The sequence below is a fragment of the Clostridium cochlearium genome (assembly GCF_900187165.1).
GTDB lineage: Bacteria > Bacillota > Clostridia > Clostridiales > Clostridiaceae > Clostridium_G > Clostridium_G cochlearium.
In genome coordinates, this window is sequence record NZ_LT906477.1 from 161,146 (window position 1) to 186,118 (window position 24,973).

22 protein-coding genes, 4 tRNA genes and 1 riboswitch are annotated in these 24,973 nt (G+C 28.8%); of the genes, 22 read left to right on the forward strand and 4 right to left on the reverse strand.

Annotation, left to right across the window (positions count from 1 at the left end):
• The first annotated feature begins 17 nt into the window (after positions 1–17).
• The 11 genes from upp (at position 18) to mreB (ending at position 10,395) form a co-directional block, all read left to right on the forward strand.
• Positions 18–647, forward strand: a complete 630-nt coding sequence (gene upp / locus CKV72_RS00790; RefSeq protein ID WP_089866060.1) for a uracil phosphoribosyltransferase — start codon at positions 18–20, stop codon at positions 645–647.
• A gap of 127 nt (positions 648–774) precedes the next feature.
• Positions 775–1,263, forward strand: a complete 489-nt coding sequence (locus CKV72_RS00795) for a deoxycytidylate deaminase (protein ID WP_089866057.1) — start codon at positions 775–777, stop codon at positions 1,261–1,263.
• Between the two features lie 13 nt (positions 1,264–1,276).
• Positions 1,277–2,311, forward strand: a complete 1,035-nt coding sequence (locus CKV72_RS00800) for an MraY family glycosyltransferase (protein WP_089866055.1) — start codon at positions 1,277–1,279, stop codon at positions 2,309–2,311.
• A gap of 27 nt (positions 2,312–2,338) precedes the next feature.
• Complete coding sequence (gene wecB, locus CKV72_RS00805) at positions 2,339–3,487, forward strand: non-hydrolyzing UDP-N-acetylglucosamine 2-epimerase (RefSeq protein ID WP_089866051.1); 1,149 nt, start codon at positions 2,339–2,341, stop codon at positions 3,485–3,487.
• A gap of 141 nt (positions 3,488–3,628) precedes the next feature.
• Positions 3,629–4,804, forward strand: a complete 1,176-nt coding sequence (locus tag CKV72_RS00810) for an acetyl-CoA C-acetyltransferase (protein ID WP_089866049.1) — start codon at positions 3,629–3,631, stop codon at positions 4,802–4,804.
• A 219-nt stretch (positions 4,805–5,023) separates the two neighbouring features.
• Complete coding sequence (locus CKV72_RS00815; protein ID WP_089866046.1) at positions 5,024–5,665, forward strand: hypothetical protein; 642 nt, start codon at positions 5,024–5,026, stop codon at positions 5,663–5,665.
• Positions 5,666–5,692: 27 nt separating this feature from the next.
• Positions 5,693–6,946 (forward strand): UDP-N-acetylglucosamine 1-carboxyvinyltransferase, encoded by a 1,254-nt coding sequence (gene murA / locus CKV72_RS00820; RefSeq protein WP_089866043.1) that lies wholly within the window; start codon positions 5,693–5,695, stop codon positions 6,944–6,946.
• A 74-nt stretch (positions 6,947–7,020) separates the two neighbouring features.
• A complete protein-coding gene (spoIID, locus tag CKV72_RS00825) occupies positions 7,021–8,055 on the forward strand; it encodes a stage II sporulation protein D (protein ID WP_242868125.1) in 1,035 nt (344 codons plus the stop codon).
• A 158-nt stretch (positions 8,056–8,213) separates the two neighbouring features.
• Positions 8,214–8,927 (forward strand): M23 family metallopeptidase, encoded by a 714-nt coding sequence (locus CKV72_RS00830; protein WP_168944056.1) that lies wholly within the window; start codon positions 8,214–8,216, stop codon positions 8,925–8,927.
• 98 nt (positions 8,928–9,025) lie between these two features.
• Entirely contained in the window at positions 9,026–9,280 is a 255-nt protein-coding gene (gene spoIIID / locus CKV72_RS00835; RefSeq protein WP_089866036.1) for a sporulation transcriptional regulator SpoIIID, read from the forward strand.
• A gap of 83 nt (positions 9,281–9,363) precedes the next feature.
• The gene (gene mreB / locus CKV72_RS00840; RefSeq protein WP_089866033.1) at positions 9,364–10,395 is read left to right on the forward strand and encodes a rod shape-determining protein; all 1,032 of its coding nucleotides are present in this window, start codon (positions 9,364–9,366) and stop codon (positions 10,393–10,395) included.
• 19 nt (positions 10,396–10,414) lie between these two features.
• Here mreB and yyaC read toward each other — a convergent pair whose 3' ends face one another.
• Positions 10,415–10,972, reverse strand: coding sequence for a spore protease YyaC (yyaC, locus tag CKV72_RS00845; protein WP_374048607.1), 558 nt, complete (start codon positions 10,970–10,972; stop codon positions 10,415–10,417).
• A gap of 61 nt (positions 10,973–11,033) precedes the next feature.
• A complete protein-coding gene (locus CKV72_RS00850; protein WP_089866030.1) occupies positions 11,034–11,750 on the reverse strand; it encodes a tRNA 2-thiocytidine biosynthesis TtcA family protein in 717 nt (238 codons plus the stop codon).
• Between the two features lie 237 nt (positions 11,751–11,987).
• On the opposite strand from CKV72_RS00850, the gene CKV72_RS00855 reads away from it, so the two are divergent.
• From CKV72_RS00855 to hpf, 9 genes are all read left to right on the forward strand, one after another.
• Positions 11,988–12,063: transfer RNA gene (locus CKV72_RS00855), tRNA-Thr, on the forward strand.
• A gap of 5 nt (positions 12,064–12,068) precedes the next feature.
• Positions 12,069–12,154 (forward strand) — tRNA-Tyr (locus CKV72_RS00860).
• A gap of 16 nt (positions 12,155–12,170) precedes the next feature.
• A tRNA-Thr gene (locus CKV72_RS00865) sits at positions 12,171–12,246 on the forward strand.
• A 5-nt stretch (positions 12,247–12,251) separates the two neighbouring features.
• Positions 12,252–12,337 (forward strand) — tRNA-Tyr (locus tag CKV72_RS00870).
• Positions 12,338–12,446: 109 nt separating this feature from the next.
• Positions 12,447–12,550, forward strand: a riboswitch (SAM riboswitch).
• A gap of 82 nt (positions 12,551–12,632) precedes the next feature.
• Positions 12,633–13,808, forward strand: a complete 1,176-nt coding sequence (metK, locus tag CKV72_RS00875) for a methionine adenosyltransferase (RefSeq protein WP_089866027.1) — start codon at positions 12,633–12,635, stop codon at positions 13,806–13,808.
• 223 nt (positions 13,809–14,031) lie between these two features.
• Positions 14,032–16,263, forward strand: a complete 2,232-nt coding sequence (recD2, locus tag CKV72_RS00880) for an SF1B family DNA helicase RecD2 (protein WP_095177198.1) — start codon at positions 14,032–14,034, stop codon at positions 16,261–16,263.
• Between the two features lie 13 nt (positions 16,264–16,276).
• Complete coding sequence (locus tag CKV72_RS00885) at positions 16,277–17,308, forward strand: hypothetical protein (RefSeq protein WP_095177199.1); 1,032 nt, start codon at positions 16,277–16,279, stop codon at positions 17,306–17,308.
• Positions 17,281–17,955, forward strand: a complete 675-nt coding sequence (locus tag CKV72_RS00890; RefSeq protein ID WP_095177200.1) for a ComF family protein — start codon at positions 17,281–17,283, stop codon at positions 17,953–17,955. Before CKV72_RS00885 ends, CKV72_RS00890 begins: the two co-directional genes overlap by 28 nt.
• Positions 17,956–18,368: 413 nt before the next feature.
• A complete protein-coding gene (gene hpf / locus CKV72_RS00895; protein WP_089866017.1) occupies positions 18,369–18,899 on the forward strand; it encodes a ribosome hibernation-promoting factor, HPF/YfiA family in 531 nt (176 codons plus the stop codon).
• A gap of 15 nt (positions 18,900–18,914) precedes the next feature.
• Here the strand turns inward: hpf and CKV72_RS00900 are convergent, their stop codons facing one another.
• Complete coding sequence (locus CKV72_RS00900; RefSeq protein ID WP_095177201.1) at positions 18,915–19,691, reverse strand: HAD family hydrolase; 777 nt, start codon at positions 19,689–19,691, stop codon at positions 18,915–18,917.
• A 198-nt stretch (positions 19,692–19,889) separates the two neighbouring features.
• On the opposite strand from CKV72_RS00900, the gene secA reads away from it, so the two are divergent.
• Together secA and prfB are read left to right on the forward strand one after the other, a co-directional pair.
• Positions 19,890–22,400, forward strand: coding sequence for a preprotein translocase subunit SecA (gene secA, locus CKV72_RS00905; protein ID WP_095177202.1), 2,511 nt, complete (start codon positions 19,890–19,892; stop codon positions 22,398–22,400).
• Positions 22,401–22,467: 67 nt separating this feature from the next.
• A protein-coding gene (gene prfB, locus CKV72_RS00910) for a peptide chain release factor 2 (RefSeq protein ID WP_111921437.1) occupies positions 22,468–23,572 on the forward strand; the annotation gives its coding sequence in 2 pieces (ribosomal slippage) (positions 22,468–22,548 and positions 22,550–23,572; 1,104 coding nt in all).
• A gap of 39 nt (positions 23,573–23,611) precedes the next feature.
• Here prfB and CKV72_RS00915 read toward each other — a convergent pair.
• Positions 23,612–24,955 carry a M28 family metallopeptidase gene (locus CKV72_RS00915; RefSeq protein WP_095177204.1) on the reverse strand — a complete coding sequence of 448 codons (1,344 nt, stop codon included), beginning with the start codon at positions 24,953–24,955 and terminating at the stop codon, positions 23,612–23,614.
• Positions 24,956–24,973 lie beyond the last annotated feature (18 nt).

Below are 24,973 nucleotides of genomic sequence, written 5' to 3' on the forward strand. Positions count from 1 at the left end.
ATTTAGGAGGGAAAAATATGAGTAAAGTAACACAAATAGCACATCCATTAATATTACATAAGCTAACTTTAATAAGAGATAAAAATACAGGTGCAAAGGATTTTAGGGAATTAGTAGAAGAAGTAGCAATGCTTATGGCTTATGAAGTTACAAGAGACTTTAATTTAAAAGATGTAGAAATAGAAACACCAATATGTAAAACTAAAAGCAAGGTATTGGCTGGAAAGAAAGTAGCCATAGTGCCAATTTTAAGAGCAGGTCTTGGAATGGTAGATGGGATATTAAAACTTATACCAGCAGCTAAAGTTGGTCATATAGGACTTTATAGGGATGAAAAAACTTTAACACCAGTGGAATACTTTTGTAAATTACCGCAAGATATAGAGGAAAGGGAAATAATAGTAACAGATCCTATGCTAGCAACAGGTGGCTCAGCTACAGATGCTATAACTCTTTTAAAGAAAAGAGGAGCAAAATATATAAGACTTGTTTGCTTAGTTGCAGCCCCAGAGGGTATAAAAGTAGTAATGGATGCTCATCCAGATGTAGATATATATGTAGCTGCTATAGATGAAAAATTAAATGAATCAGGATATATAGTTCCAGGATTAGGAGATGCAGGAGATAGATTATTTGGAACTAAGTAATATAAAAAGTCGGCATATGCCGACTTTTTATATTACTTAGTTATAATTTGTGACTTTAATTTATGTTATTTTTAGTATAGAATAATAAATAGTATATAAATAAAATTTAGAATATACGGAGGAATAAATGGATAGAATTGATAAAAATAATTATTATCTAGATATATGTGAAACAGTATTAGAAAGAGGCACTTGTTTAAGAAGAAATTTTGCAGCTATAATTGTAAAAAATGATGAAATAATGGCAACAGGATATTCAGGTGCTCCTAGAGGAAGAAAAAACTGTTGTGATATGGGTGTATGTAGAAGAAAAGAGTTAAATGTACCAAGAGGAACTAGATATGAGTTATGTAGATCTGTACACGCAGAACAGAATGCAATAATATCAGCAAGAAGACAAGACATGATAGACTCTACTATGTATTTAGTTGGAAAAGAAAAAGAAACTGGAGAACTTGTAAAAAATGCTGCACCATGTTCTCTTTGTAAAAGATTTATAATAAACGCAGGAATAAATAAGGTTATAATTAGAGATACAAAAACAGAATATAGAGTTGTCCCTGTACAAGATTGGATAGACAATGATGATTCACTAGAAGGGGACGGATCTTATTAATGGAGAGATAGCAATGAATGAATTATTTTTAGCTTTTATAGTTTCCACTATGGCATCTATACTACTAACACCTTTAGTAAAAAAGTTTGCAGTTAAGATAGGTGTTATAGATGTACCAAAAGATAAAAGAAGAGTACATAAAAAGCCTGTACCTTTGTTAGGAGGTATAGCTATTTACCTATCATTTTTATTTACTGTAGTTATAAAAAAGGGTGCTTTAACTAATCCTGAAAAGGGAATATTAATAGGAGCAACCATAATCGTTATAGCAGGTTTTTTAGATGATAAATATGATTTAAAACCTATTTATAAATTATTATTTCAAATTTTATCTGCAGCTATTTTAATTACATTTGACTTAAGAATAGTAAATATAACTAATCCATTTTCTAACAGTAATCCTTGGTTATCTACTGGATGGCTTTCTATACCATTAACATTAATTTGGGTGGTAGGTATAACCAATGCTATTAATTTAATAGATGGATTAGATGGATTAGCAGCTGGGGTTGCATTAATATCTTCAGTAACTTTATTCATAATTGCTGTTATGAGTATAGATATTAGATATGAGGCAGCATTTTTAACGGCGGTTTTAAGTGGAGCAATTCTCGGATTTCTTCCTTATAATTTTAATCCAGCTTCAATATTTATGGGGGATACAGGAGCTCAACTTTTAGGGTTTTTATTAGCAGCAATATCAATAGAAGGAGCAATAAAATCTGCTGCAACAGTAGCTATATCTGTACCTATATTAGCATTAGGTATACCTATATATGATACTTTGTTTGCTATGATAAGAAGAAAGATAAATGGAAAATCTATAATGGAAGCAGATAAAGGACATCTACATCATAGATTACTTGATATGGGATTAAATCAACGACAAGCTGTATTAATAATGTATCTTATAAGTGCTATACTTGGAAGTTTTGCTATATTAGCCATGCAAATAAGCAACCAAAATTCATACTTTTTACTTGCAGTTATTGTAGTAATTATAATGGTAGCAGCGTGGAAATGTGGATTTTTTAAACACAAGGAATAGTGCATAATTGACTTGGAGGTAAATTTTATGAAAAGAACAAAGATAATGACTATATTTGGAACTAGACCTGAAGCTATAAAAATGGCTCCATTAGTAAAGGAGATAGAAAAAAGAGAGGAGCTTTGTAGCAAAGTTTGCGTTACAGCTCAACATAGAGAAATGCTAGATCAAGTTTTAGATTTATTTCAAATAAAACCAGATTATGATCTAGATATAATGGCTAAAGGGCAAACTTTAACAGATATAACTATGAAAAGTCTTAAAGGTTTAGAGGGAGTGTTCAGAGAAGAAAAACCAGATTTAGTTTTAGTTCATGGAGATACCACTACAACTTTTGCAGGAGCATTGGCTGCTTTTTACCAAAAGATAAAGATAGGTCATGTAGAAGCAGGATTAAGAACTTTTAATAAGTATTTTCCTTATCCAGAAGAAATGAATAGAAAATTAGCAGGTGCTATGGCAGATTTACATTTTGCTCCAACAAAAGGATCGAAAAATAATCTTTTAAAAGAAGGAATAGATTATGATAACATATATATTACAGGGAATACTGTAATAGATGCAATGGAATTTACAGTAGAAGATAATTATGTTTTTAAAAATAAAATTTTAAATGAAATAGATTATAAAAATAGAAAAGTTATAATGGTTACTGCTCATAGAAGAGAAAATTGGGGAGAAGGAATAGAAAATATATGCAAAGGATTAAAAGAAGTAGTTGAAAATAATAAAGATGTGGAAATAATATATTTAGTTCATTTAAACCCAATTGTTAAAGATGTGGTTTATAAATATTTAGATGGCGTAGATAGAGTACACCTATTAAATCCTTTAGATACTAAAGAAACTCATAATTTAATGAACAAATGCTATATGGTTATGACAGATTCGGGAGGACTTCAGGAAGAAGCACCCCACTTAGGAAAACCCGTTTTAGTTTTAAGAGATGTAACGGAAAGACCAGAAGCAGTTGAAGCAGGGACAGTAAAACTTCTAGGAACAAATAAAGAACTTATAGTACATGAAGCTAATAAAATAATAAGAAATAAAGAAGAGTATAATAAAATAAGTAGAGCTATAAATCCTTATGGAGATGGGTATGCCTCAAGAAGAATAGTAGATTCCATATTATATTATTTTAAATATTTAGAAAATAGACCTAATGACTTTATATAAAGTTTGTGTTTTTTTTAACAAAAATATATTGATAAATTTTTAATAAGGGGTTATAATATAATTAGTTTAAAAGAAAGTTGTTAATTTTTTAACTAAAGGTGAGAGAAAACCGAAAATTTAAATAATTTAGGAGGGTTTTAAATGAAAGAAGTTGTTATTGTTAGTGCAGTTAGAACTGCCATGGGTAAATTTGGAGGAAGTTTGAAAGATGTACCTGCAGTAGAATTAGGTGCTACAGTTATTAAAGAGGCAATAAATAGAGCTGGAATCAAACCTGAAATCATAGATGAGGTTATAATGGGAAATGTTATTCAAGCTGGACTTGGACAAAGCCCAGGAAGACAAGCAGCTGTAAAAGCTGGTATACCTGTTGAAATCCCAGCATTTACACTAAATAAAGTTTGTGGTTCTGGACTAAGAGCAGTTAGTCTTGCAGCTCAAATGATTAAAGCTGGAGATGCTGATGTAGTAGTAGCTGGTGGAATGGAAAACATGTCTGCAGCACCATATGTTTTACCAAATGCTAGATGGGGACAAAGAATGTTCGATGGCAAAATGGTAGATACTATGGTAAAAGATGGTTTATGGGAATCATTTAATGATTATCACATGGGAATGACAGCGGAAAATATAGCAGAAAAATGGGGATTAACAAGAGAAATGCAAGATGAATTTGCATGCGCTTCACAAAATAAAGCAGAAAAGGCTATTAAAGAAGGAAGATTTAAAGATGAAATCGTTCCAGTAGTTATAAAAACTAGAAAAGGTGAAGTAGTGTTTGACACAGATGAATTCCCAAGGTTTGGAACTACTGTAGAATCATTATCAAAATTAAAGCCAGCATTCAAAAAGGACGGAACAGTTACAGCAGGAAATGCATCAGGTATAAATGATGGAGCTGCTGCATTAATCGTAATGAGTGCGGAAAAAGCAGAAGAATTAGGATTAAAACCATTAGCTAAAATAGTTTCTTATGGTTCAAAAGGTTTAGACCCAGCTTATATGGGATATGGACCAGTAGGTGCAACAAAAGTTGCTCTTGAAAAAGCTGATTGGAAAGTAGAAGATTTAGATTTAATAGAAGCTAATGAAGCATTTGCTTCACAAAGTTTAGCTGTTGCTAAAGATTTAGGATTTGATATGGAAAAAGTAAATGTTAATGGAGGAGCTATAGCTCTTGGACACCCAGTAGGATGCTCTGGAGCGAGAATATTAGTTACACTATTATATGAAATGCAAAGAAGAGATTCTAAAAAAGGTTTAGCTACACTTTGTATAGGTGGAGGAATGGGAACAGCCCTTCTTGTAGAAAGATAATAATTTAAATATGAGTAAAAGCCGTTAGCAATTGCTAACGGCTTTTGTGTTTTATGTTTTGTGTTACAAAATAAGAACTTTTTAAATACTCTTATTTTGTAACACTTTTTTTATGTAGTTTATATATTAATAATATATTTATGAATACAAACTATATATTTGTCAATAATTATTAAAGATGATTTTATAATAAATTGTAAGGGGGATATATAGTTTAGTATGAGAGTTATAGAAAAAAATAAGAATAAAAAATTGGTAATAATATTATTTGTAATATTATTTTTATTAGGAGCAAAGTTACCAAAGAAAAATTTATTTCAGTCTTTATTAGATATTTCTAAGGGAACTATAATTGAAAATGGCGTAAAATTAATTAGTGAAGATAGCCTTGGAAAGGAAAAAAGTTTTCAACAGATTTTAAATAGTTTAGATATAGAAGAAACAGAAATAAAGGATTATAAAGAAAATGAAAAAAAAGTTATTATAGAATTTCAAAAGGAAAGTTTAAGAGGATATATTCAACAAGAACATATAAAAGATAAAAATTTAAGTAGAACTACAATGGTTCTAATAGAAAAGAATTCAGAAAATATTTTAGATGACTTAAAAAAAAGTGGAAATAAAATACTTAATGGAAATTTGAAAATATATAGTTATATGAAAGTTAAGATTAATACAGAGGATTTAGATAGTGCAAATAAAAAAATTATAGAAAGGCTTAATTATAATATTAATACTGTAAAAATTATTAATGGATATAGTAATTTTTTAGAAAACAAGTCTTTTCAATATGCTTTAGTAAACTATTCTTCAGGTAGCTACTTAATAATGGGGGAACCACAGATTTTTGAATTATATTAGAAATTTATAATGATATGGAGGAATACTATGAATAAAATTATTGTTAATGGAGGTAAAGGGCTAAAAGGTGAAATTAATATAAACTCTGCTAAAAACTCTGTATTACCGATAATAGCAGCTAGTATATTGAGTGGAGATAAATGCATAATAGAAAATACTCCTATGTTAAAAGATGTATTTGTAATAAGTGAAGTTTTAAGATCCATATCTTCAGAAGTAGAGATAGATAAGATTAATAATAAAATAATAATAGATACATCTAATATTTGTAGTTTAGAACCTTGCAGTGATCTTGTAAAAAAATTAAGAGCTTCTTTTCTTATAATGGGGCCTATGCTATCTAGATTTGGGAATTTTAAAATATCTCTTCCAGGGGGATGTAATATAGGCACTCGTCCTATAGATTTGCATTTAAAGGGTCTAAGTGCCTTAGGAGCTGATATAAATATAGGATATGGTTACGTGGAAGCTAAGGCGGATAAATTAAAAGGAAATAAAATATACTTAGATTTTCCTTCTGTAGGAGCAACAGAAAATATAATGATGGCAGCTGTCCTTGCAGAAGGAGAAACTATAATACAAAATGCAGCAGAAGAGCCAGAAATACAAGATTTAGCTAAGTTTTTAAATGCTATGGGCGCTAATATAATTGGAGCAGGTACTGATACAATAAATATAATAGGAGTAAAAAATTTAAAGGGGGTAGTCCATAAGCCCATATATGACAGGATAGAAGCTGGAACTTTCATGACTGCAGCAGCTATAACAAGGAGTAGAATAAAATTAAATGGAGTAAATGAAGAGCATTTAAGACCAATAATAGCAAAATTAACTGAAATAGGTGTAGACATAAATATAGATGGGGAAAGTATGATAGTTGATGGAAATCGTCAACTAAAACCTGTGGATATAAAAACTATGCCATATCCAGGGTTTCCAACAGATATGCAACCTCAAACTATGGCGTTACTAAGTACTATACAAGGAACTAGTATAGTAACTGAAACAATATTTGAAAATAGATTTATGCATGCCATCGAAATGAAAAGAATGGGTTCAAATATAAAGATAGATGGGAGAAGTGCTGTAATAGAAGGAGGAAATAAATTAACAGGTTGTGAAGTAAAGGCTACGGATTTAAGGGCAGGTGCAGCGTTAATACTGTGTGGTCTAGTAGCAAGAGGAAGCACAGAAATTACAGATATTTATCATATTGACAGGGGATATGCAGATGTAGAGAAGAAATTTCAATTACTAGGAGCAGATGTTTACAGAATATAATAATTGGAATATAAATATAATTGTTTTCATATAGTTATTATAAAATACGTAAGATTAATAGAGGAGAAAACTATATGAGAAGTGGAGATATAATGTATTTATTAAAAAGATTTTTTGCAAGTATACTAGCTAGTATACTTATTGTAATTATTTTTTGCTTTATAATATTAAAACCATCTTTAATAGGAAAAGACAACAAAAATAATATATCTGAAAATAAGAAGATTGAAGAAATAAAAGTAAAAGTATATATCTCAAAAGATAAAAAAATAATAGAATTAGATTTGGAAGATTATATAAAAGGAGTAGTTTCAGCTGAAATGCCTGCTGAGTTTCATGAGGAGGCCTTAAAAGCTCAAGCTATAGCAGCAAGAACTTATGCTATACCTCGTATAAAACAATTAGGTGGAGTCAGTTGCAAAAATGTAAATGGTGCAGATTTATGTGATACAGTACACTGTCAAGCATTTTTAACTAAAGAAGTTAGAATGAAAGGCTGGTCAGAGAAAAAAAGAAATGAATATTGGAATAAGATTGAAAATGCAGTTGAAAGTACTGCAGGAGAAGTTTTGGTGTATAAAGATGAAATCATAAAAGGAGCATATTATTTCTCAACTAGTAGTGGATTTACGGAAAACGGCCAAGATATATTTGCATCTACAGAGCCATATTTAAAGAGTGTAAAAAGTCAAGGAGAAGAAATTGCACCAAAATATAAGAGTAATAAAAACTATTCGTATAGTGAATTTATAAATATAATTAATAAAAAATATCCTAAATCTATATCAAATATAAAAAATATAAAAAATGAAGTAAAAATAAAGAGCAGAACTTCTGGAGGAAGTGTAAAAGAGATAGTATTAGGCAAAACCATTATAACAGGTCCAACATTTAGAAAAATTTTTAATTTAAATTCATCAAATTTTAATATAAAATTTGAGAAAGATAAGATAAATATAGAATGCAAAGGATATGGACATGGTGTAGGTATGAGCCAATGGGGAGCCAATGTATTAGGAAAATCTGGTGAGAATTATAAGGATATATTAAAACATTATTATACAGGTGTAGAAATAAAAAAATATAAAGAAGTTTTAAAAAATAATTAAAATACTAAAAAGAAATTTAAAGTTTCTTTTTAGTATTTTTTATTTTTATAAAATTAATGACTATTTGTCAAAAAATGATGAAAATAGGAGAAAGAATTTTAAATAAAATATGTATTTTTTACTACAGACTGGACAAACTACAAAAAGGAGGTGCTTATATGGGTAAAAAATTTTCAAGTAAATTTCGTATAAAGAAGGAGGGATTCTATCTAGTTCTATTTATATGTCTATGTTTAATAGGATCAGCAGCTTACATATCTTCAAAAAACAATAAAGAAGCAAAAAGATTAGCTGTTAAAGAAGAAAATAAAATTCAAGAATCAAATGAAAATAAAGAACAAGAAACTGTAGAAACTAGAGAGCCAAGTGTAGAATATGATAATGCTTTACAAGTTAAAGAAGAAGATAAAAAGGTTGAAGAAAAAACTGAAAAAGTAGCTCAAGTGTCAGCTAAAACAGACAACAAATTTGTCAAACCAGTAGAAGGAACTATAGCTAGGGATTATTCAGAAGAACCTGTTTATTGGAAATCTACAAATAGTTATAGACCTAATTTTGGAATAGATATTAAATGTGAACTAGGAAAACCTGTTGTTGCTGTATTAGATGGGAAAATAGAAGATATAAAGAAAGATACAGTAGATGGTGTTCAAGTTACTATTAATCATCAAAACGGGTTGAAAACAATTTACGCTAATTTAGATGAGAAATTAGATGTAAAAGTAGGAGATGAAGTTAAAAAAGGAAGTAATTTAGGAAAAGTAGGGAAAACAACATTAAGAGCAGCTTATGAAAATTATGGAGAACATCTTCATTTTTCTGTAACTAAGGATGGAGATTATGTAAATCCAAATAAGTATATAAAATATTAAATAAAATAAAGCCATTTTCCACATAACTGAGTGGAAAATGGCATTATAAAAATAATTTAGTTACTAAATATATTTATAAATAGTAAGGAGGTAGTAATTTGAAGGATTACATTGAAGAAAGAGTTTTAGAAGTCGCTAATTATATAATAAGTTCTAAAGCTACTATAAGAAAAACGGCCAAAGTCTTCGGTGTAAGCAAAAGTACAATTCATAAAGATATGACAGAAAGATTGCCTAAAATAAATCCTCAAATTGCAAAAGAAGCTAAAAATATATTGGAATTTAATAAGGCAGAAAGACATATAAGAGGTGGAAAAGCTACAAAATTGAAGTATAAAGCTATTGAAGGTTAAAAACATTCCTATTATAATTGATATTAGGTAGTATCAAAATTTACCAAAGAAGAATAAGGAAAGAGCAGGTGTGAAAAATAGGGATGTTTTTTAATGTAGGAACAGATATGGGAATAGATCTTGGAACAGCCACTGTACTAGTTTATATTAAAGGAAAAGGTGTAGTATTGAATGATCCATCAGTAGTAGCCATTGATAAAAGTAAAGATAAGCTTTTAGCAGTAGGAGAAGAAGCAAGGCAAATGATTGGTAGAACTCCTGGCAATATTGTTGCATTAAAACCCCTTAGGGAAGGAGTTATTTCTGATTACGATTTGACAGAAAAGATGTTGAAACATTTTATTACTAAAGCTTGTGGTAAAAAGAAAATGGTTTCACCAAGAGTAGTAGTATGTATACCTTGTGAGTCTACGGAAGTTGAGAAAAGAGCAGTTATAGATGCAGCAAGGAATGCAGGTGCTAAAAAGGTTTTTTTAATAGAAGAACCTCTAGCTGCGGCAATAGGTGCTGGTGTTGATATAACTAAAGCTAGTGGTAATATGATAATTGATATAGGAGGAGGGACAACCGATATAGCGGTTATATCACTAGGAGGAATAGTTGCAAGATCAACAATAAGTATAGCCGGTGATAGCTTCGATGAAGCTATAATAAAATACATACGAAAGAAGCATAATCTTATGATAGGAGAAAGGACTGCAGAGGATTTAAAGATAAATATAGGATCTGTTTATGATGTTGGTGAAGAAAATTTTATGGATATAAAAGGTAGAGATTTAATATCAGGGTTACCTAAGAATATAACTGTATCGTCATCAGAGATGAGAGATGCTTTAATAGAGCCTATAAATACTATAGCTGAAAGTACCCATGCTATCTTAGAAAAAACCCCACCAGAATTAGCGGCAGATATATCTGATAAAGGTATAGTAATGACCGGAGGTGGAGCATTATTAAATGGTTTAGATAAGTTAATATCAGAAGTAACCCATGTACCAGTATATGTTTCTGAAAATGCAGTTACATGTGTAGCTATTGGTACAGGGAAGATGTTAGAATACTTGGATAAGTTAGATATAACTTTTCAAGGAGATAGTATAGTTTTAATAGACTAAAAATAAAAAAGCAAAGAATTTATATCTTTGCTTTATTTTTATTTGACAAAATGTATTCTTTACAAGATAATTTTAAACCATATATTATGGATTCAGAAATAGATTTGGCCATATTAAGTATAAAATTAAGTCGAATAGAATTATTATTAAATATATTCATTTCAGTGGAATCGATTATTCCAACTACGGAACGATTTCCCACATGAGGAAGTTCCTTACCAACACCTTTTCCAGGATATATTGGATAATTTCGTGATTGTATAAATCCAATATTATTAGGTTCTCCTAAACAAGCATCTATGCCAAGTATACTATGATTAGGGTATAAAGAAGATATTTCTTCCATTTTTATTTTTATATTTAACGCATGGATTGGATTTTCTATTGTTCCAAAGACAGGCAGAGGAAAATCTTTTGTTTTTAAAATTGTACCAGTTATAGGACCAAGAGAATCTCCTATGCATTTATCTGTTCCTATACACACTATTATAGTTTTTTCATTTAAAAAGTTTATTAAACTATTTCCTATTATTTTATAAGCCAAAGGATCATTATAATGGACCATGGTTTTATCCAAAAATTACACCTCCTTCAATAATTTATATGAAGGTGGTGTAATTAATATTATAGCAAATTGTTTAATTTTGTTTATTCCAAATACAAAGTTGATTAGAATTTGTTAAAGCACCTAATAATCTATTATCTAAATCAGGAAAATCTTTTTTTAGAGATTTTATTAAATTTTTTATAGATTCTCTTTTAGTAAAACCATTAGCAGGACAAGGATTTTGTATTATAGGAAAATTATATTTTATTGAAGTATTTTTAATAGATTCTTCATCTATATATACCATAGGTCTAATTACAGTTATATCTTTCCTATCTAAATAAGTTTTTGGAAGAAAGCAACTAATTCTACCTTCATAGAACATAGATAATAAAAGTGTTTCAACAGCATCATTTTTATGATGACCTAATGCTACTTTATTACAACCTAGCTTTTTAGCATTATCATTTAGTATTCCACGTCTTAAATTGGCACAAAGAGAACAAGGATTCTTTTCTTTTCTAATATCAAATACTATTTCCTTTATATTAGAATCTATTATGTGAAAATTTACATCTAAATCTTTACAAAGAGCTTTTAAAGGAGAAAAATCCATATTTGTTCCTGGATCTATAGTAATTGCTATTATGTTAAATTTTTCAGGAGAAAACATTCTATATTTACTTAAAAGATACAGAAGAGCGATACTATCTTTTCCACCAGATAGGCCAATTGCAATATTATCGCCATCTTCTATTAAAGAAAAATCACTTACTGCTTTCCTAAGTTTACTTAAAAGTTGTTTCATATCAATCTTCCTTTTCAAAATTAAAATTTTATCTAAATAGCATTATAATATAAGCAATACATTAAGTGAAGTATAAAAAATAGTACAATTTAAATTATCTACATAGTTAAGAAAGAGATAGTAAGAGAAAAATAGAGATATAATGATTAATATCGATTTATTATACTATAATCACATTTGAATTTTTAACAATATAATTGTATACTTGTTTTTGTCGACAAGTTCGATAGAAAATGTGCTGGCATGGCTCAATTGGCAGAGCAGCTGACTTGTAATCAGCAGGTTGTAGGTTCAAGTCCTATTGCCAGCTCCATATGTGGAGGAGTTCCCGAGTGGCTAAAGGGGGCAGACTGTAAATCTGTTGGCTTTCGCCTTCGATGGTTCGAATCCGTCCTCCTCCACCATAGTTTCTTAAAATGTGCTGGCATGGCTCAATTGGCAGAGCAGCTGACTTGTAATCAGCAGGTTGTAGGTTCAAGTCCTATTGCCAGCTCCATATATGGAGGAGTTCCCGAGTGGCTAAAGGGGGCAGACTGTAAATCTGTTGGCTTTCGCCTTCGATGGTTCGAATCCGTCCTCCTCCACCAAAAAATAACACTAAAATATTAGTGTTATTTTTTTATTATAGCATAATATATAATTGACAGCTAAATATTAATGTGCTAATATTAGTTAGTAATATAATTAGATAAAAAGCTCTTATCGAGAGAGGTGGAGGGAAAGGGCCCAATGAAACCCGGCAACCAATATTTTTTAATATTAAGGTGCCAATTCCTGCAGAAAATTCTGCAAGATAAGAGGGATAGCAAGTAAAAAGCAAGTCTCTTCTTATCAGAAGAGACTTTATTTTTATATAAGAGCTACACAATAGGAGGTAAAAAAATGAGGAAATTATTTACATCTGAATCAGTTACAGAAGGACATCCAGATAAAATTTGTGACCAAATTTCCGATGCAGTACTTGATGCTATACTTGAAAAAGATCCAAATGGTAGAGTTGCTTGTGAAACTAGTGTAACTACAGGAATGGTTTTGGTAGCAGGGGAAATAACTACCAATTGTTATGTAGATATACCTAAAATAGTAAGAAATACAATAGAAAATATAGGATATACTAGAGCTAAATATGGATTTGATTCAGATACCTGTGCGGTATTAACATCTATATCAGAACAATCTCCAGATATAGCTATGGGTGTTAATGAATCTTTAGAATCTAAACAAGGTGGAATAGATAATGAAGATGTTATAGGAGCAGGGGATCAAGGAATGATGTTTGGATATGCAGATAATGAAACTCCAGAATATATGCCAATGGCAATATCTATGGCTCATAAATTATCTAGAAGATTATCCGAAGTAAGAAAAAATGGAACATTACCTTATTTAAGACCAGATGGTAAAACACAGGTTACTGTAGAATATGAAGATGGTAAAGTAGTAAGAATAGATACTATAGTAGTATCTACTCAGCATGGACCAGAAATTACAAGAGAACAAATAGAAAAAGATATTATTGAGCATGTAATATCTAAAGTTGTACCAGCCGAACTTTTAGATGAAAATACTCATTATTATATAAATCCAACAGGAAGATTTGTTGTAGGTGGACCACAAGGTGATGCTGGATTAACTGGAAGAAAAATAATAGTTGATACCTATGGTGGATATGGAAGACATGGTGGTGGAGCATTTTCAGGAAAAGATCCTACAAAGGTGGATAGATCTGCAGCATATGCAGCTAGATGGGTAGCTAAAAATCTTGTAGCAGCTGGAGTAGCAGATAAATTGGAAGTTCAACTAGCTTATGCTATAGGAGTAGCAAAACCTGTTTCTATTTCAGTAGAGACTTTTGGAACAGGCAAAATAAAAGATGAGAAAATTATAGAAATAATTAATAAGGTATTTAATTTAAGACCTTCAGCTATAATAAAGGAGCTAGATTTGAGAAGGCCTATATATAAACAAACAGCAGCCTATGGACATTTTGGAAGAACAGATATAGAACTTCCATGGGAAAATCTAAATAAAGTGGAACAAATAAAAGCCTTAATCTAATATAAAAGCATATAAAAAAACCCTGGTAAATTTTTACTGGGGTTTTTTATTGATGGATAATAGACAATTTAGTGAAACTTTATTTCTTGAATCAGAAAACTTTTAATTTTATTGGGTATAATTAAAAATAAATATTATATAGTTTTATAAATTGTTCATTATTCATTAACCAGAGGCGGTGTATGATATAATATATAAAAATAGTAAAATTAGGGGAGATCTTATGGAAGAAATACAAGGAACCGTTGATTCCATAATATTTAGGAATGATGAAAATGGATATGTTGTCAGTAGAATTAAGGAAGATGCTAATTCTATAACAACTATAGTAGGATGTATACCTTATATATCGGAGGGACAAAATCTTAAATTATATGGAGAATGGGTAATTCATCCTCAATTTGGAAGACAATTTAAAGTTGAAAGTTGTGAAGAAATCATTCCTGATACTAAAAAAGGAATTGAAAGATATTTATCATCAGGTATAATTCCCGGAATAGGGCCTGTAACAGCTAAAAAAATTGTTCAAAAATTTGGATTGAAGACTTTTCATATATTAGAGAATGATATTGAAAGATTAAAGGAAATAGAGGGCATAGGAGATAAAAAAATAGGTATAATTCAAGAGTCTTACGAAGATCAAAAAGAAGTTAGAAATATAATGATGTTTTTTCAAGAGTATGGTATATCTATAAATCATTGTCTCAAGATATATAAGAAATTTAAAAGCGAATCTATTAGAATAGTGAAAGAAAATCCATATATATTAACAGAAACTATTTCAGGAATAGGATTTAAAACAGCGGATAAAATAGCTAAAAATTTAGGAGTTGATATAAATTCTCCTTTTAGAATACAAAGTGGTATAAATTATGTATTGAATCAATTTTCTGCATTAGGAAATACTTGCATGCCAGCGGATAAATTAATAAAAGATGGAAAAGAAATATTAAATGTAGAAGAAGAAGAGATAAAAGAAAATGTATTACAAAGTGCTCTTCAAGGTAAATTAAGAGTAGAAATAGTGGATGGAAAAGAATATATTTTTTCTATACCCTATTATTATTGTGAATTAGGCGTAACAAAGAATATATTAAAATTATCATTATATAATCATAAGGATTTAGATATGACTGTAGAAGAAGAAATAAGAAATTTTGAAGATAATAATAATATAAAATTTTCTCCTTCACAAAGAGAAGCTATAATAGGAGCCTTTTTGAATGGAGTAGAAATAATAACAGGTGGACCTGGTACGGGTAAAACAACTATTATAAACTGTATTTCGGATATATATGAAAAATATGGATATACTGTTTGTATGGGAGCACCTACAGGGAGAGCAGCAAAAAGAATGACAGAAGCTACAGGAAGAGATGCAAAAACTATCCACAGATTATTGGAAATGGGGGTAGGGGAAGAAGAAATATTTTCTAAAACAGAAGAAACTCCCTTAGAATGTGATGTAGTGATAATAGATGAAGCATCAATGATAGATATAATGCTTATGAATAACTTACTAAAAGCTATATCTATAGGAACTAGACTTATAATAGTGGGTGATGTAGATCAATTACCATCGGTAGGTCCTGGAAATGTATTAAAAGATTTAATAGAAAGCAATTGTGTTAAAGTAGTAAGATTAAAGGATATATTTAGACAATCAGAAACTAGTGCAATAACTTTAAATGCACATAAGATAAATAGTGGACAAATGCCTATTTTGAATGAAAGGAATAAGGATTTCTTTTTTTTAAACGGTGATTCTAATGAGAATATATTGGATATTCTATTAGGACTAATTCATAAGAGATTACCAAATTTTAATAAGGATTGGGATAAATTAAAACATATACAAATATTAAGTCCTATGAGAAAAGGAATATTAGGAGTTGAAAATTTAAATAGAAACCTTCAAAAAGTACTAAATCCTCCATCAAAAGAAAAAAAAGAGAAGAAGTTTAAAGACTGTATTTTTAGAGTGGGCGATAAGATTATGCAAACTAAAAATAATTATAATATTAAGTGGAGAAAGATAGATAAATATGATCCAGAAGAAGGAATGGGAATATTCAATGGAGATATAGGATATATAGAGGATATAGATGAAGAAAACAACAATATGACCATTATTTTTGATGAAGAAAAGAAAGTAATTTATGAAGATATTTATTTAGATGAAATAGATTTGGCATATGCTATAACTATACATAAAAGTCAAGGAAGTGAGTTTCCAGCAGTTATAATACCTGCTTTTATGGGGCCACCTATGCTTATGAATAGGAATTTATTGTATACAGGAATAACAAGAGCAAAAGAATTAGTGGTTGTAGTAGGAAAATTAAAAGCATTAAAATTTATGGTTGATAATAATAGGAGTTTTGAAAGATATTCCTTATTAAAGTGGAGAATACAAAACATACTAGAAAATTTTTATGAAGATAATGGACAATAGCCTGGAGGTTTATATGTTTATTAAAATGGATAAAAAAAATCATTGGCAATTAGAGAAAATAAGTAATTATTTAAAAACATGGATATTTTCAAAAGAAAAATTGTTAAATATAATAACAGTTCCTAATAATTCATCATCTATACTTGTTGAAACTATATTAACTTTTGTTAATAGTAATAAAAGAGTTTTGTATATTACAGAAGAGGATAAAGATATAGATATTATATTAAATATAAAAAAAATATCTAATTTTAAAGATTATAGCTACATAAAGAATGTTGAAAATTTACAACAAAAAAGACTTCTAGTATGCAATATTGAAGTAGCAATACAACTTGAAGAAAAATTTGATTTAGTAATATTTGATGAGATAAGAAAAATTTCATTGCTACATAAAAAATCAATTAAGCATATAGTGAAAAGAAATTTAAAGGAAAATGGAAAAGGTATAGCTTATTCCATAGAACCAATTTTCAGCAATAAAAGAGAAATAGTGTTACCTTTATATAAAAATAGTATGCCTATAATAGAACCTAGAATAATAACTACAAAAGTAGATTTAAACAGTGATATTCCTTATATGATTTATGAATATTTAAAGTGGACTATAGAACTTGACAAGAAAGTTATAATATATGTTCCAGATGGGCAGCGGTTGAAAAATGTTTATAATTATTTTGAAAATAATTATAAAAGTATTAGCAAAAATATATTATATTATTCTAAAAAGGATAATAATATAAAGGTAATATCTAATTTTAAACATTTGAAAAAATCTATAATAATAACTGATGATTTTAATGAGAAAACCCACCATATAAGTCAAGATGAGGATACAAATATAATGGTATTTTTTGCAGATGACCATGTGTACAATTATAAAAATTTAATATATTTTTGTGGAGAAATGGTACTTAGAAGAGAAGGAGCTATGAAGGAAGTTATATTTGTATGCAATGAAGAAACTAGAGCTTTAGATAAGGCAAAACAAATAACTAGGAGATTCAATAAAGAAGCATGGGAAATGGGACTTTTAAGTATTTAGATATAATAAAAGAAAGTATAGCATGTTTATTGTATCCTTCCAAAGATCAATGTGTTATATGTGGGGTTTACTCAAAACATGGAATATGTGAAAATTGTTTTCATAAAATAAATTGGTGTAAAGGTAATTTTTATATAAATAAAGAAGAATTTAAAATTTGCTGTTATAGTACAGCGTATTATTCTTCAAGTATAATGGAAATGATATTATCTTTAAAATATAAAAAAAGTTTTAGAAGCGGAGAAATATTGGCTAGTTATATGGCAGAAAAGATAATAAAAGAGAATATTCCTTGTGATTTAATAACATATATTCCTTCAGATAAAAAATCTTTAAAAAAAAGAGGCTTTAATCAAAGTGAATTTTTAGCTAAAAATATTGGTGATATACTACAAGTGCCTGTAAAAAATACTTTGATAAAGGTGAAAAGTACCAAAGAGCAAAAAACATTAAATAGAGAAAATAGATGGATAAATCTAGAAAAGGGTTTTAAACTTATTAATAAAGACGAAATTATAGATAAAAAAATAATTTTAATAGATGATATTATAACCACTGGAGCTACAGTATATTTTGCTTCAAAAGAGATATGTAATGTAAATATAAAAGAGTTAAATGTATTGACTGTAGCTAAAATTGTTGTATAATTTTATTGTATTAAGTTAGGTTTGTGATTGAAAGTCGATGCCAGCCGCAGGCAAAACGATCCACGTAAGTTAAATAAAATATTTAATGAGCATGGTGCGGTTTAGAAGTAAGACCTGCCGTATAATAATACGAGAGGGTTAGTAGTGAGAGGAGAATTCTGGGTAGCGAAATCTCCAGCAGGCGAGTGTGGGGTCAAAGATCAGGTCAGCTAACTTAAAAACAAAAGGCTTTAACTATTATTTTAATGGTTAAAGCTTTTGTTTTTAGCATAAATATACAAAATAATTAAAATTAACTTAATATTTTGTTAATTGGCATTAAATAACTTGATATTTAGAGTAAATCGTATTAAAATATATATAACATTAAAAATAAATAAAAAATAATAAACATTAAGAGAGGGGCTGAAGCTATGAAAATAACAGTGACAGGAAAAAATATTGAGGTTACAAATGCTCTAAGGAATGTGGTGGAAAAGAAATTAGAAAAATTAGATAAGTATTTTAAACCTGATATAGAGGCCCAAGTTACATTAAGTGTTGAAAAGAATAGACAAATAATAGAAGTGACAATTCCTTTTAATGGAGTTATTCTAAGAGGAGAAGAAGCTAATGAAGATATGTACGCTTCTATAGATTTAGTAATAGATAAACTAGAGAGACAAATAAGAAAACAAAAAACTAAATTACAAAAAAGAATGCATGGTGACTCATTAAGATTTCAATTTATACCTGATTATGAAGGAGATAAGTCTAAAGAGGAATCAAAAATAGTAAAAACAAAAAGATTCGCAATGAAACCAATGTCATCAGAAGAAGCAGTTTTACAAATGGAACTTATAGGACATAACTTTTTCGTATTTGAAAATGGAGATACAGGGGAAGTAAATGTAATTTATAAAAGAAAAGATGGAAATTATGGTTTAATAGAACCAGAATTCTAAACATAAAGGAGAAGGCTAAGCCTTCTCCTTTATGTTTAGAAAATATAATAAATTATCTAAGTCATCAATTACTACATCTGCATCATAAGGAGAATTTAGATATCTATCAATATGGTTATTTTCAAGAATAAGGGCCGTTTTGCTACCAGCCTCTTGAAATTTAGAATAATCATATTTAATTTTATTTGTGATAAATAAACTTTCGGATGGTTTTAAATTTAAATTTTTAAATAACAAAAATGTATTAAAAAAAGGTGGTGCGTCAGGAATTATTAATCTATTTTTATAATTAAACTTTAAAAAGCTTACATAACAGTTTGAAGTACATTTGTTACAATCAAGTTTTCTACTTTTACATAAGTTTGATGAAAGAACTATGGGAACATTGCTATTCTGTATTAATTCTTTATGATTATTATCTAATTTAGTAGTTGAAAGAAAAATTAAATCAAAATATCTATAACATATTTCAATATTATGAATATGAAAATCATAAAAATCATGAGAAAAATTATTATTAATTATTGGGTAAACATTAAAAGAATGATATATTTTTTTGCAATATCCTAGCAATAAATAATTTGGGGTTAATACTGAATTTAATGAAACATTAATTCCAAAATCTAAAAGGATTTCTTTAAGTTCTTTACGACTTATAGAACAATTATGAGTAAAAAAATAAAAACAAGCCCAAGGAATGGAATTAATAAATTTGATATAATGATTTCTTGTATGTTCGTCGAGTATTATTTCGTCAGCACAAAATATAAAATTTTTCAATTTATGAGCCAATATTTTCACCTCAGTTTTTAATTCAAATTATGAAAGGTTCAAATTAATTATAATACCTAAATTATGGAATGTAAAATAAAAAGTGTTATTTATAAAAATTAAACTTACATTATATAAGTTGAAGAGGATTAAATTAGATGTTATAATCTATAAGGTATATAATAATTAAGAAATTTTATAATAGTGAGGATGAATAACATGAGGATTTGGGAAAAAATATTTGGCACATATAGTCAAAGAGAACTTAAAAGAGTAGTACCAATAGTAGATAAGATAGATAAATTAGATCCAATGATGGAAAAATTAACAAATGAAGAGTTAAAAAATAAAACAAATGAATTTAAAGAAAGATTGTCAAAGGGAGAAACTTTAGATGATATATTAGTAGAAGCTTTTGCGGTAGTAAGAGAAGCTGCTTGGAGAGTTGTCAAATTAAAACCTTATAGAGAACAATTAATGGGTGGTATAATTTTACATCAAGGTAGAATTGCAGAAATGAAAACAGGAGAAGGAAAAACATTAGTTGCAACATTACCAGCCTATCTTAATGCCCTAAAAGGCCAGGGTGTACATATAGTTACAGTAAATGACTACCTGGCAAAAAGAGATAGAGAAACTATGGGACCTATATATGAGTTTTTAGGGTTAACTGTAGGGGTTATTCTTCACGATTTAGAACACAATGAAAGACAAGAAGCATATAATTGTGATATTACTTATGGAACTAATAGTGAGCTTGGTTTTGATTATTTAAGAGATAATATGGTGGTTTACAAAGAAGAAAGAGTTCAAAGAAAATTAAACTTTGCAATAGTAGATGAAGTGGATTCCATATTAATAGATGAAGCTAGAACTCCTCTTATAATATCAGGACAAGGAGAAAAGTCTACAGAGTTTTATAAAGTAGCAGATTACTTTGCCAAATCCTTAATAAAAGAAGAAGATTTTACTGTAGATGAAAAAGCTAATGCAGTTATGCTAACAGATAAAGGTATAGAAAAAGCAGAATCATATTTTAAGTTGGAGAATTATGCAGATCCTGGAAATATGGAAATACAACATCATGTGGTTCAAGCATTAAAAGCCAATTACTCCATGAAAAAAGATACAGATTATATGGTAAGAGACGGGGAAGTACTAATAGTAGATGAATTTACTGGAAGAGTTATGGAAGGTAGAAGGTATAGTGATGGCTTACATCAAGCTATTGAGGCTAAAGAAGGTGTAAAGGTAGAAAGGGAATCAAAAACTCTAGCAACTATAACTTATCAAAACTTCTTTAGAATGTACGAAAAATTATCCGGTATGACAGGTACAGCACAAACAGAAGAAATTGAATTTAGAGAAATATATGGATTAGATGTTGTAGTTATACCTACTCATAAGCCAGTTATAAGAAAAGATAATCCTGATGTGGTTTATAAATCAGAAAAGGGTAAATATAAAGCTATAGTAGATGAAATCGTAGAAACTCATAAAAAAGGTCAGCCAGTGCTTGTAGGTACTGTAAGCATAGAAAAATCTGAACTTATATCAGAAATGCTTAAAAGAAAAGGAATACCACATCAAGTATTAAATGCAAAATATCATGAAAAAGAAGCAGAAATAGTATCCCATGCAGGTGAATATGGTATGGTTACTATTGCTACAAATATGGCAGGACGTGGTACTGATATTAAACTTGAAGAAGATGTAATTAAAGTTGGCGGGTTAAAAATAATAGGAACAGAAAGACACGAGTCTAGAAGAATAGATAATCAATTAAGAGGACGTTCAGGCCGTCAAGGGGATCCTGGAGAATCTAGATTCTATGTTTCATTAGAAGATGATTTAATGAGAATATTTGGTTCTGATAAATTAAAAGGTATAGTTGAGAAACTAGGACTTGCTGAAGATGAAGCTATAGAAAGTAAGATGGTAAGTAACGCTATTGAAAATGCTCAAAAGAAAGTAGAAGGAAATAACTTTGATATAAGAAAAACATTAATTCAATATGACGACGTTATAAATACACAAAGGGAAATAATTTATAAACAAAGATCTGAAGTACTAGAGGGTGCAGACTTAAAAGATCAGATACAAGAAATGATAAAAGATGTTATAAATTCAGTTGTAGATTCTCATATATCTGGAATAGAAGAAGAATTTGAAGAAGAACTTAGTAAACTTATTAAATTCTTAGAAGACATATTCTTACCTAAAGATTATGTAAAAGCAGAACACTTAGAAAGTTTATCTAATGATGAAATAAAAGAAAAATTATATGACATAGCTAAAAATATATATGCAGATAAAGAAGAAGAATTTGGTTCAGAACAAATGAGAGATATAGAAAGAGTTATTCTTTTAAGAGTAGTTGATACTAAATGGATGGATCACATTGATAATATGGATCATTTAAAACAAGGTATAGGATTAAGAGCATATAAGCAACAAGATCCAGTTCAAGCTTATCAGTTTGAAGGAAGTCAAATGTTTGACGAAATGATCTATAATATAAAAATTGATACAGTAAGATATTTATTTAGAGTTCAAATACAAAAAGCACCAGAAAGAGAACAAGTTGCAAAGGAAACATCAACTAATCAAGGTGGAGATGACACATTGAAAAAACAACCTATAAGGAAAGAACCTAAAATAGGTAGAAATGATTTATGTCCTTGTGGTAGTGGTAAGAAATATAAAAATTGTTGTGGAAGAGAAGCTTAAGACATAAAATGGAGGAGTAATATTACTTCTCCATGATTATTTTAGTATATAAAAGGAGCTGATTAAAGTGTTATTGCAGTTAGAAGAAGCTGTAAAAGATTTGGAACAATTAAAAGAAACTTTAACAAAAGAAATAGGGGAGTCTCTTTGACTTAACTAGTTTGAAATTTAGAATGCAAGAACTTCAAAACAAAATGCAAGAACCTGATTTTTGGGAGGATATAAAAAGAGCCCAGCAAGTAACTCAAGAGGAAAAGTTAATTAAAGATAGATTAGAAAAGTTTAATTCTTTAGAAAGCAGGATAGAAGATTCTTTAGTACTTATAGAACTTATGAAAGAAGAAGAAGATATTTCTTCAGCTGGAGAAGTGTTAAAGGAATTAGAATTAATAAAAAAAGAAGTAGAAAGTTTTAGAATAGAAGTTTTATTATCAGGTGAATATGATAGAAATAATGCTATAATGACATTGCATGCAGGAGTAGGAGGAACAGATGCTCAGGATTGGACTGAGATGCTACTTAGAATGTATACAAGATGGGCAGAAAAGAAGGGTTATAAGGTAGAAACTTTAGATTTTATACCTGGTGATGAAGCAGGTATAAAAAGTGTTACATTAAAGATATCTGGAGATTTTGCCTATGGATATTTAAAAGCAGAAAAAGGAGTACACCGAATTGTAAGGATATCACCTTATAATGCAAATGGAAAGAGACAAACTTCTTTTGCCTCCTTAGAGTTAATACCAGAACTTACGGAAGATCAAGATATAGAAATAAAAGATGATGATTTAAGAGTGGATACTTATAGAGCTAGTGGAGCAGGTGGACAGCACGTAAATAAAACAGAATCCGCAGTAAGAATAACTCATATTCCAACAGGAATAGTTGTTCAATGTCAGTCAGAGAGAAGTCAGCACTCAAATAGAGATACTGCTTTAAATATGCTTAAAGCTAAACTTGTGGAATTAAAAGAAGCAGAACACAAAGAAAAAATAGAAGATTTAACTGGTGAATTAAAAGATATGGGATGGGGAAATCAAATAAGATCCTATGTATTTCATCCCTATAATTTGGTAAAAGATCATAGAACTTCTGCAGAAACAGGTAATTTAACGGCAGTAATGGATGGAGATATTGATTTATTTATAAATGAATACTTAAAATCTAATTAATATTATAATACCCTTAAACTAAGTTTAAGGGTATTATAATTATATTCTATATAATTTATTCTTTTTAATAAGTGCAAGGCTTATTATTGTAATTAATAATAGGGAAAGTATTGAAAGTTCTTTACAATACAATATATTAAAATCATTAGAAAAACCTTGCTTTATAACTTCTTTAGATGCAACTTTAAAGCATCTATCTATAGATTTTAAACTTATAAAATCTATTTTATCTTCTGGAGTGTGAATTCTTGATTTATCATCATCAATAAAGGTTATAGCTTGTATTCCTAAATTTGTAAAAGCTTCATGATCACTAGAGTCATCAAAGATATAAGTAAAATTAACTTTTGATTTAGAACAGGTATTTGCTACGGATTTAATTAAATCAGAATCAGGGGAATTAGTTTTCCCACCCATTAACGATAAAGGTACATTCGAATCTGATCCAATCATATCAAAATTAAATACTTTAGCATTTTTAATATAAGATATATTATCTTTTGCAAAAGCTTTAGCACCTAAACAACCAAATTCTTCAGCATTAAATCCTATAATAACTATGTCATTTTTAGGTGTGCCTAAAGACTTTAAATACTTACTAAATTCCATTACAAATGATATACCAGAAGCATTATCTAAAGCACCATTATATACTGTACCACCTAGGTCACTACCTAAATGATCAAAGTGTCCAGATATAATTATAGGTTCTGTGGATTTTTTTCCTTTAATTATGCTCACTACATTGCTTATAGTCTCTTCTTCTATAGAAAAAGGAATATAACAATTAAGTTTAAGCCCCTTATCTAAGAATTTTTTTATATCTTTTCTTATGGAATTTTTTGTCATAATATACATATCAACCTTAGATTGTGGGAAAAATGAGCTTCTAAAATTAATATTGTCTTCATCTGGAGTAAACAAAATAAGAGAGCCTTTGTTAGAAGCAAAAGCTATAAAATCTTCTGTTGAATAGGTTATATTATTTGGACTAAAAGATAATTTATTATTTCTAAAATTTAGCAAATCTTCTTTATAATCTATTCCATAAATGTAGCTTTTTATAATCTCATTATTTTCATCTACTATATTTAAATAAGGTTTATCATTTGATTTTTTGGGATAATACGTAGTAAAATTATGATAGTAACTCCCATTAAATGGTTCAAGACCATATTCTTTAAAAGTATTTTTGATGTAATTGGCAGCTTCTAGATTAGTATTGGAACCTGCTAAACGTCCATCTAATCTATCAGAAGAAAGATATTTTATATGTTTTTTTACTGTATTACTATTAAAATTATCAATGGAAATAAATTGATTAAAACTATAGTAGAATATAATTAAACATAATGTTAAAATAAAACTTATAAATCTTTTCAATACATTATCTCCTTTAAA

Coding starts and splice junctions, on each gene's coding strand:
- upp (WP_089866060.1), top strand. CDS start 18: ATGAGTAAAGTAACACAAATAGCACATCCATTAATATTACATAAGCTA.
- CKV72_RS00795 (WP_089866057.1), top strand. CDS start 775: ATGGATAGAATTGATAAAAATAATTATTATCTAGATATATGTGAAACA.
- CKV72_RS00800 (WP_089866055.1), top strand. CDS start 1,277: ATGAATGAATTATTTTTAGCTTTTATAGTTTCCACTATGGCATCTATA.
- wecB (WP_089866051.1), top strand. CDS start 2,339: ATGAAAAGAACAAAGATAATGACTATATTTGGAACTAGACCTGAAGCT.
- CKV72_RS00810 (WP_089866049.1), top strand. CDS start 3,629: ATGAAAGAAGTTGTTATTGTTAGTGCAGTTAGAACTGCCATGGGTAAA.
- CKV72_RS00815 (WP_089866046.1), top strand. CDS start 5,024: ATGAGAGTTATAGAAAAAAATAAGAATAAAAAATTGGTAATAATATTA.
- murA (WP_089866043.1), top strand. CDS start 5,693: ATGAATAAAATTATTGTTAATGGAGGTAAAGGGCTAAAAGGTGAAATT.
- spoIID (WP_242868125.1), top strand. CDS start 7,021: ATGAGAAGTGGAGATATAATGTATTTATTAAAAAGATTTTTTGCAAGT.
- CKV72_RS00830 (WP_168944056.1), top strand. CDS start 8,214: ATGGGTAAAAAATTTTCAAGTAAATTTCGTATAAAGAAGGAGGGATTC.
- mreB (WP_089866033.1), top strand. CDS start 9,364: ATGTTTTTTAATGTAGGAACAGATATGGGAATAGATCTTGGAACAGCC.
- CKV72_RS00850 (WP_089866030.1), bottom strand. CDS start 11,750: ATGAAACAACTTTTAAGTAAACTTAGGAAAGCAGTAAGTGATTTTTCT.
- metK (WP_089866027.1), top strand. CDS start 12,633: ATGAGGAAATTATTTACATCTGAATCAGTTACAGAAGGACATCCAGAT.
- recD2 (WP_095177198.1), top strand. CDS start 14,032: ATGGAAGAAATACAAGGAACCGTTGATTCCATAATATTTAGGAATGAT.
- CKV72_RS00885 (WP_095177199.1), top strand. CDS start 16,277: ATGTTTATTAAAATGGATAAAAAAAATCATTGGCAATTAGAGAAAATA.
- CKV72_RS00890 (WP_095177200.1), top strand. CDS start 17,281: ATGGGAAATGGGACTTTTAAGTATTTAGATATAATAAAAGAAAGTATA.
- hpf (WP_089866017.1), top strand. CDS start 18,369: ATGAAAATAACAGTGACAGGAAAAAATATTGAGGTTACAAATGCTCTA.
- secA (WP_095177202.1), top strand. CDS start 19,890: ATGAGGATTTGGGAAAAAATATTTGGCACATATAGTCAAAGAGAACTT.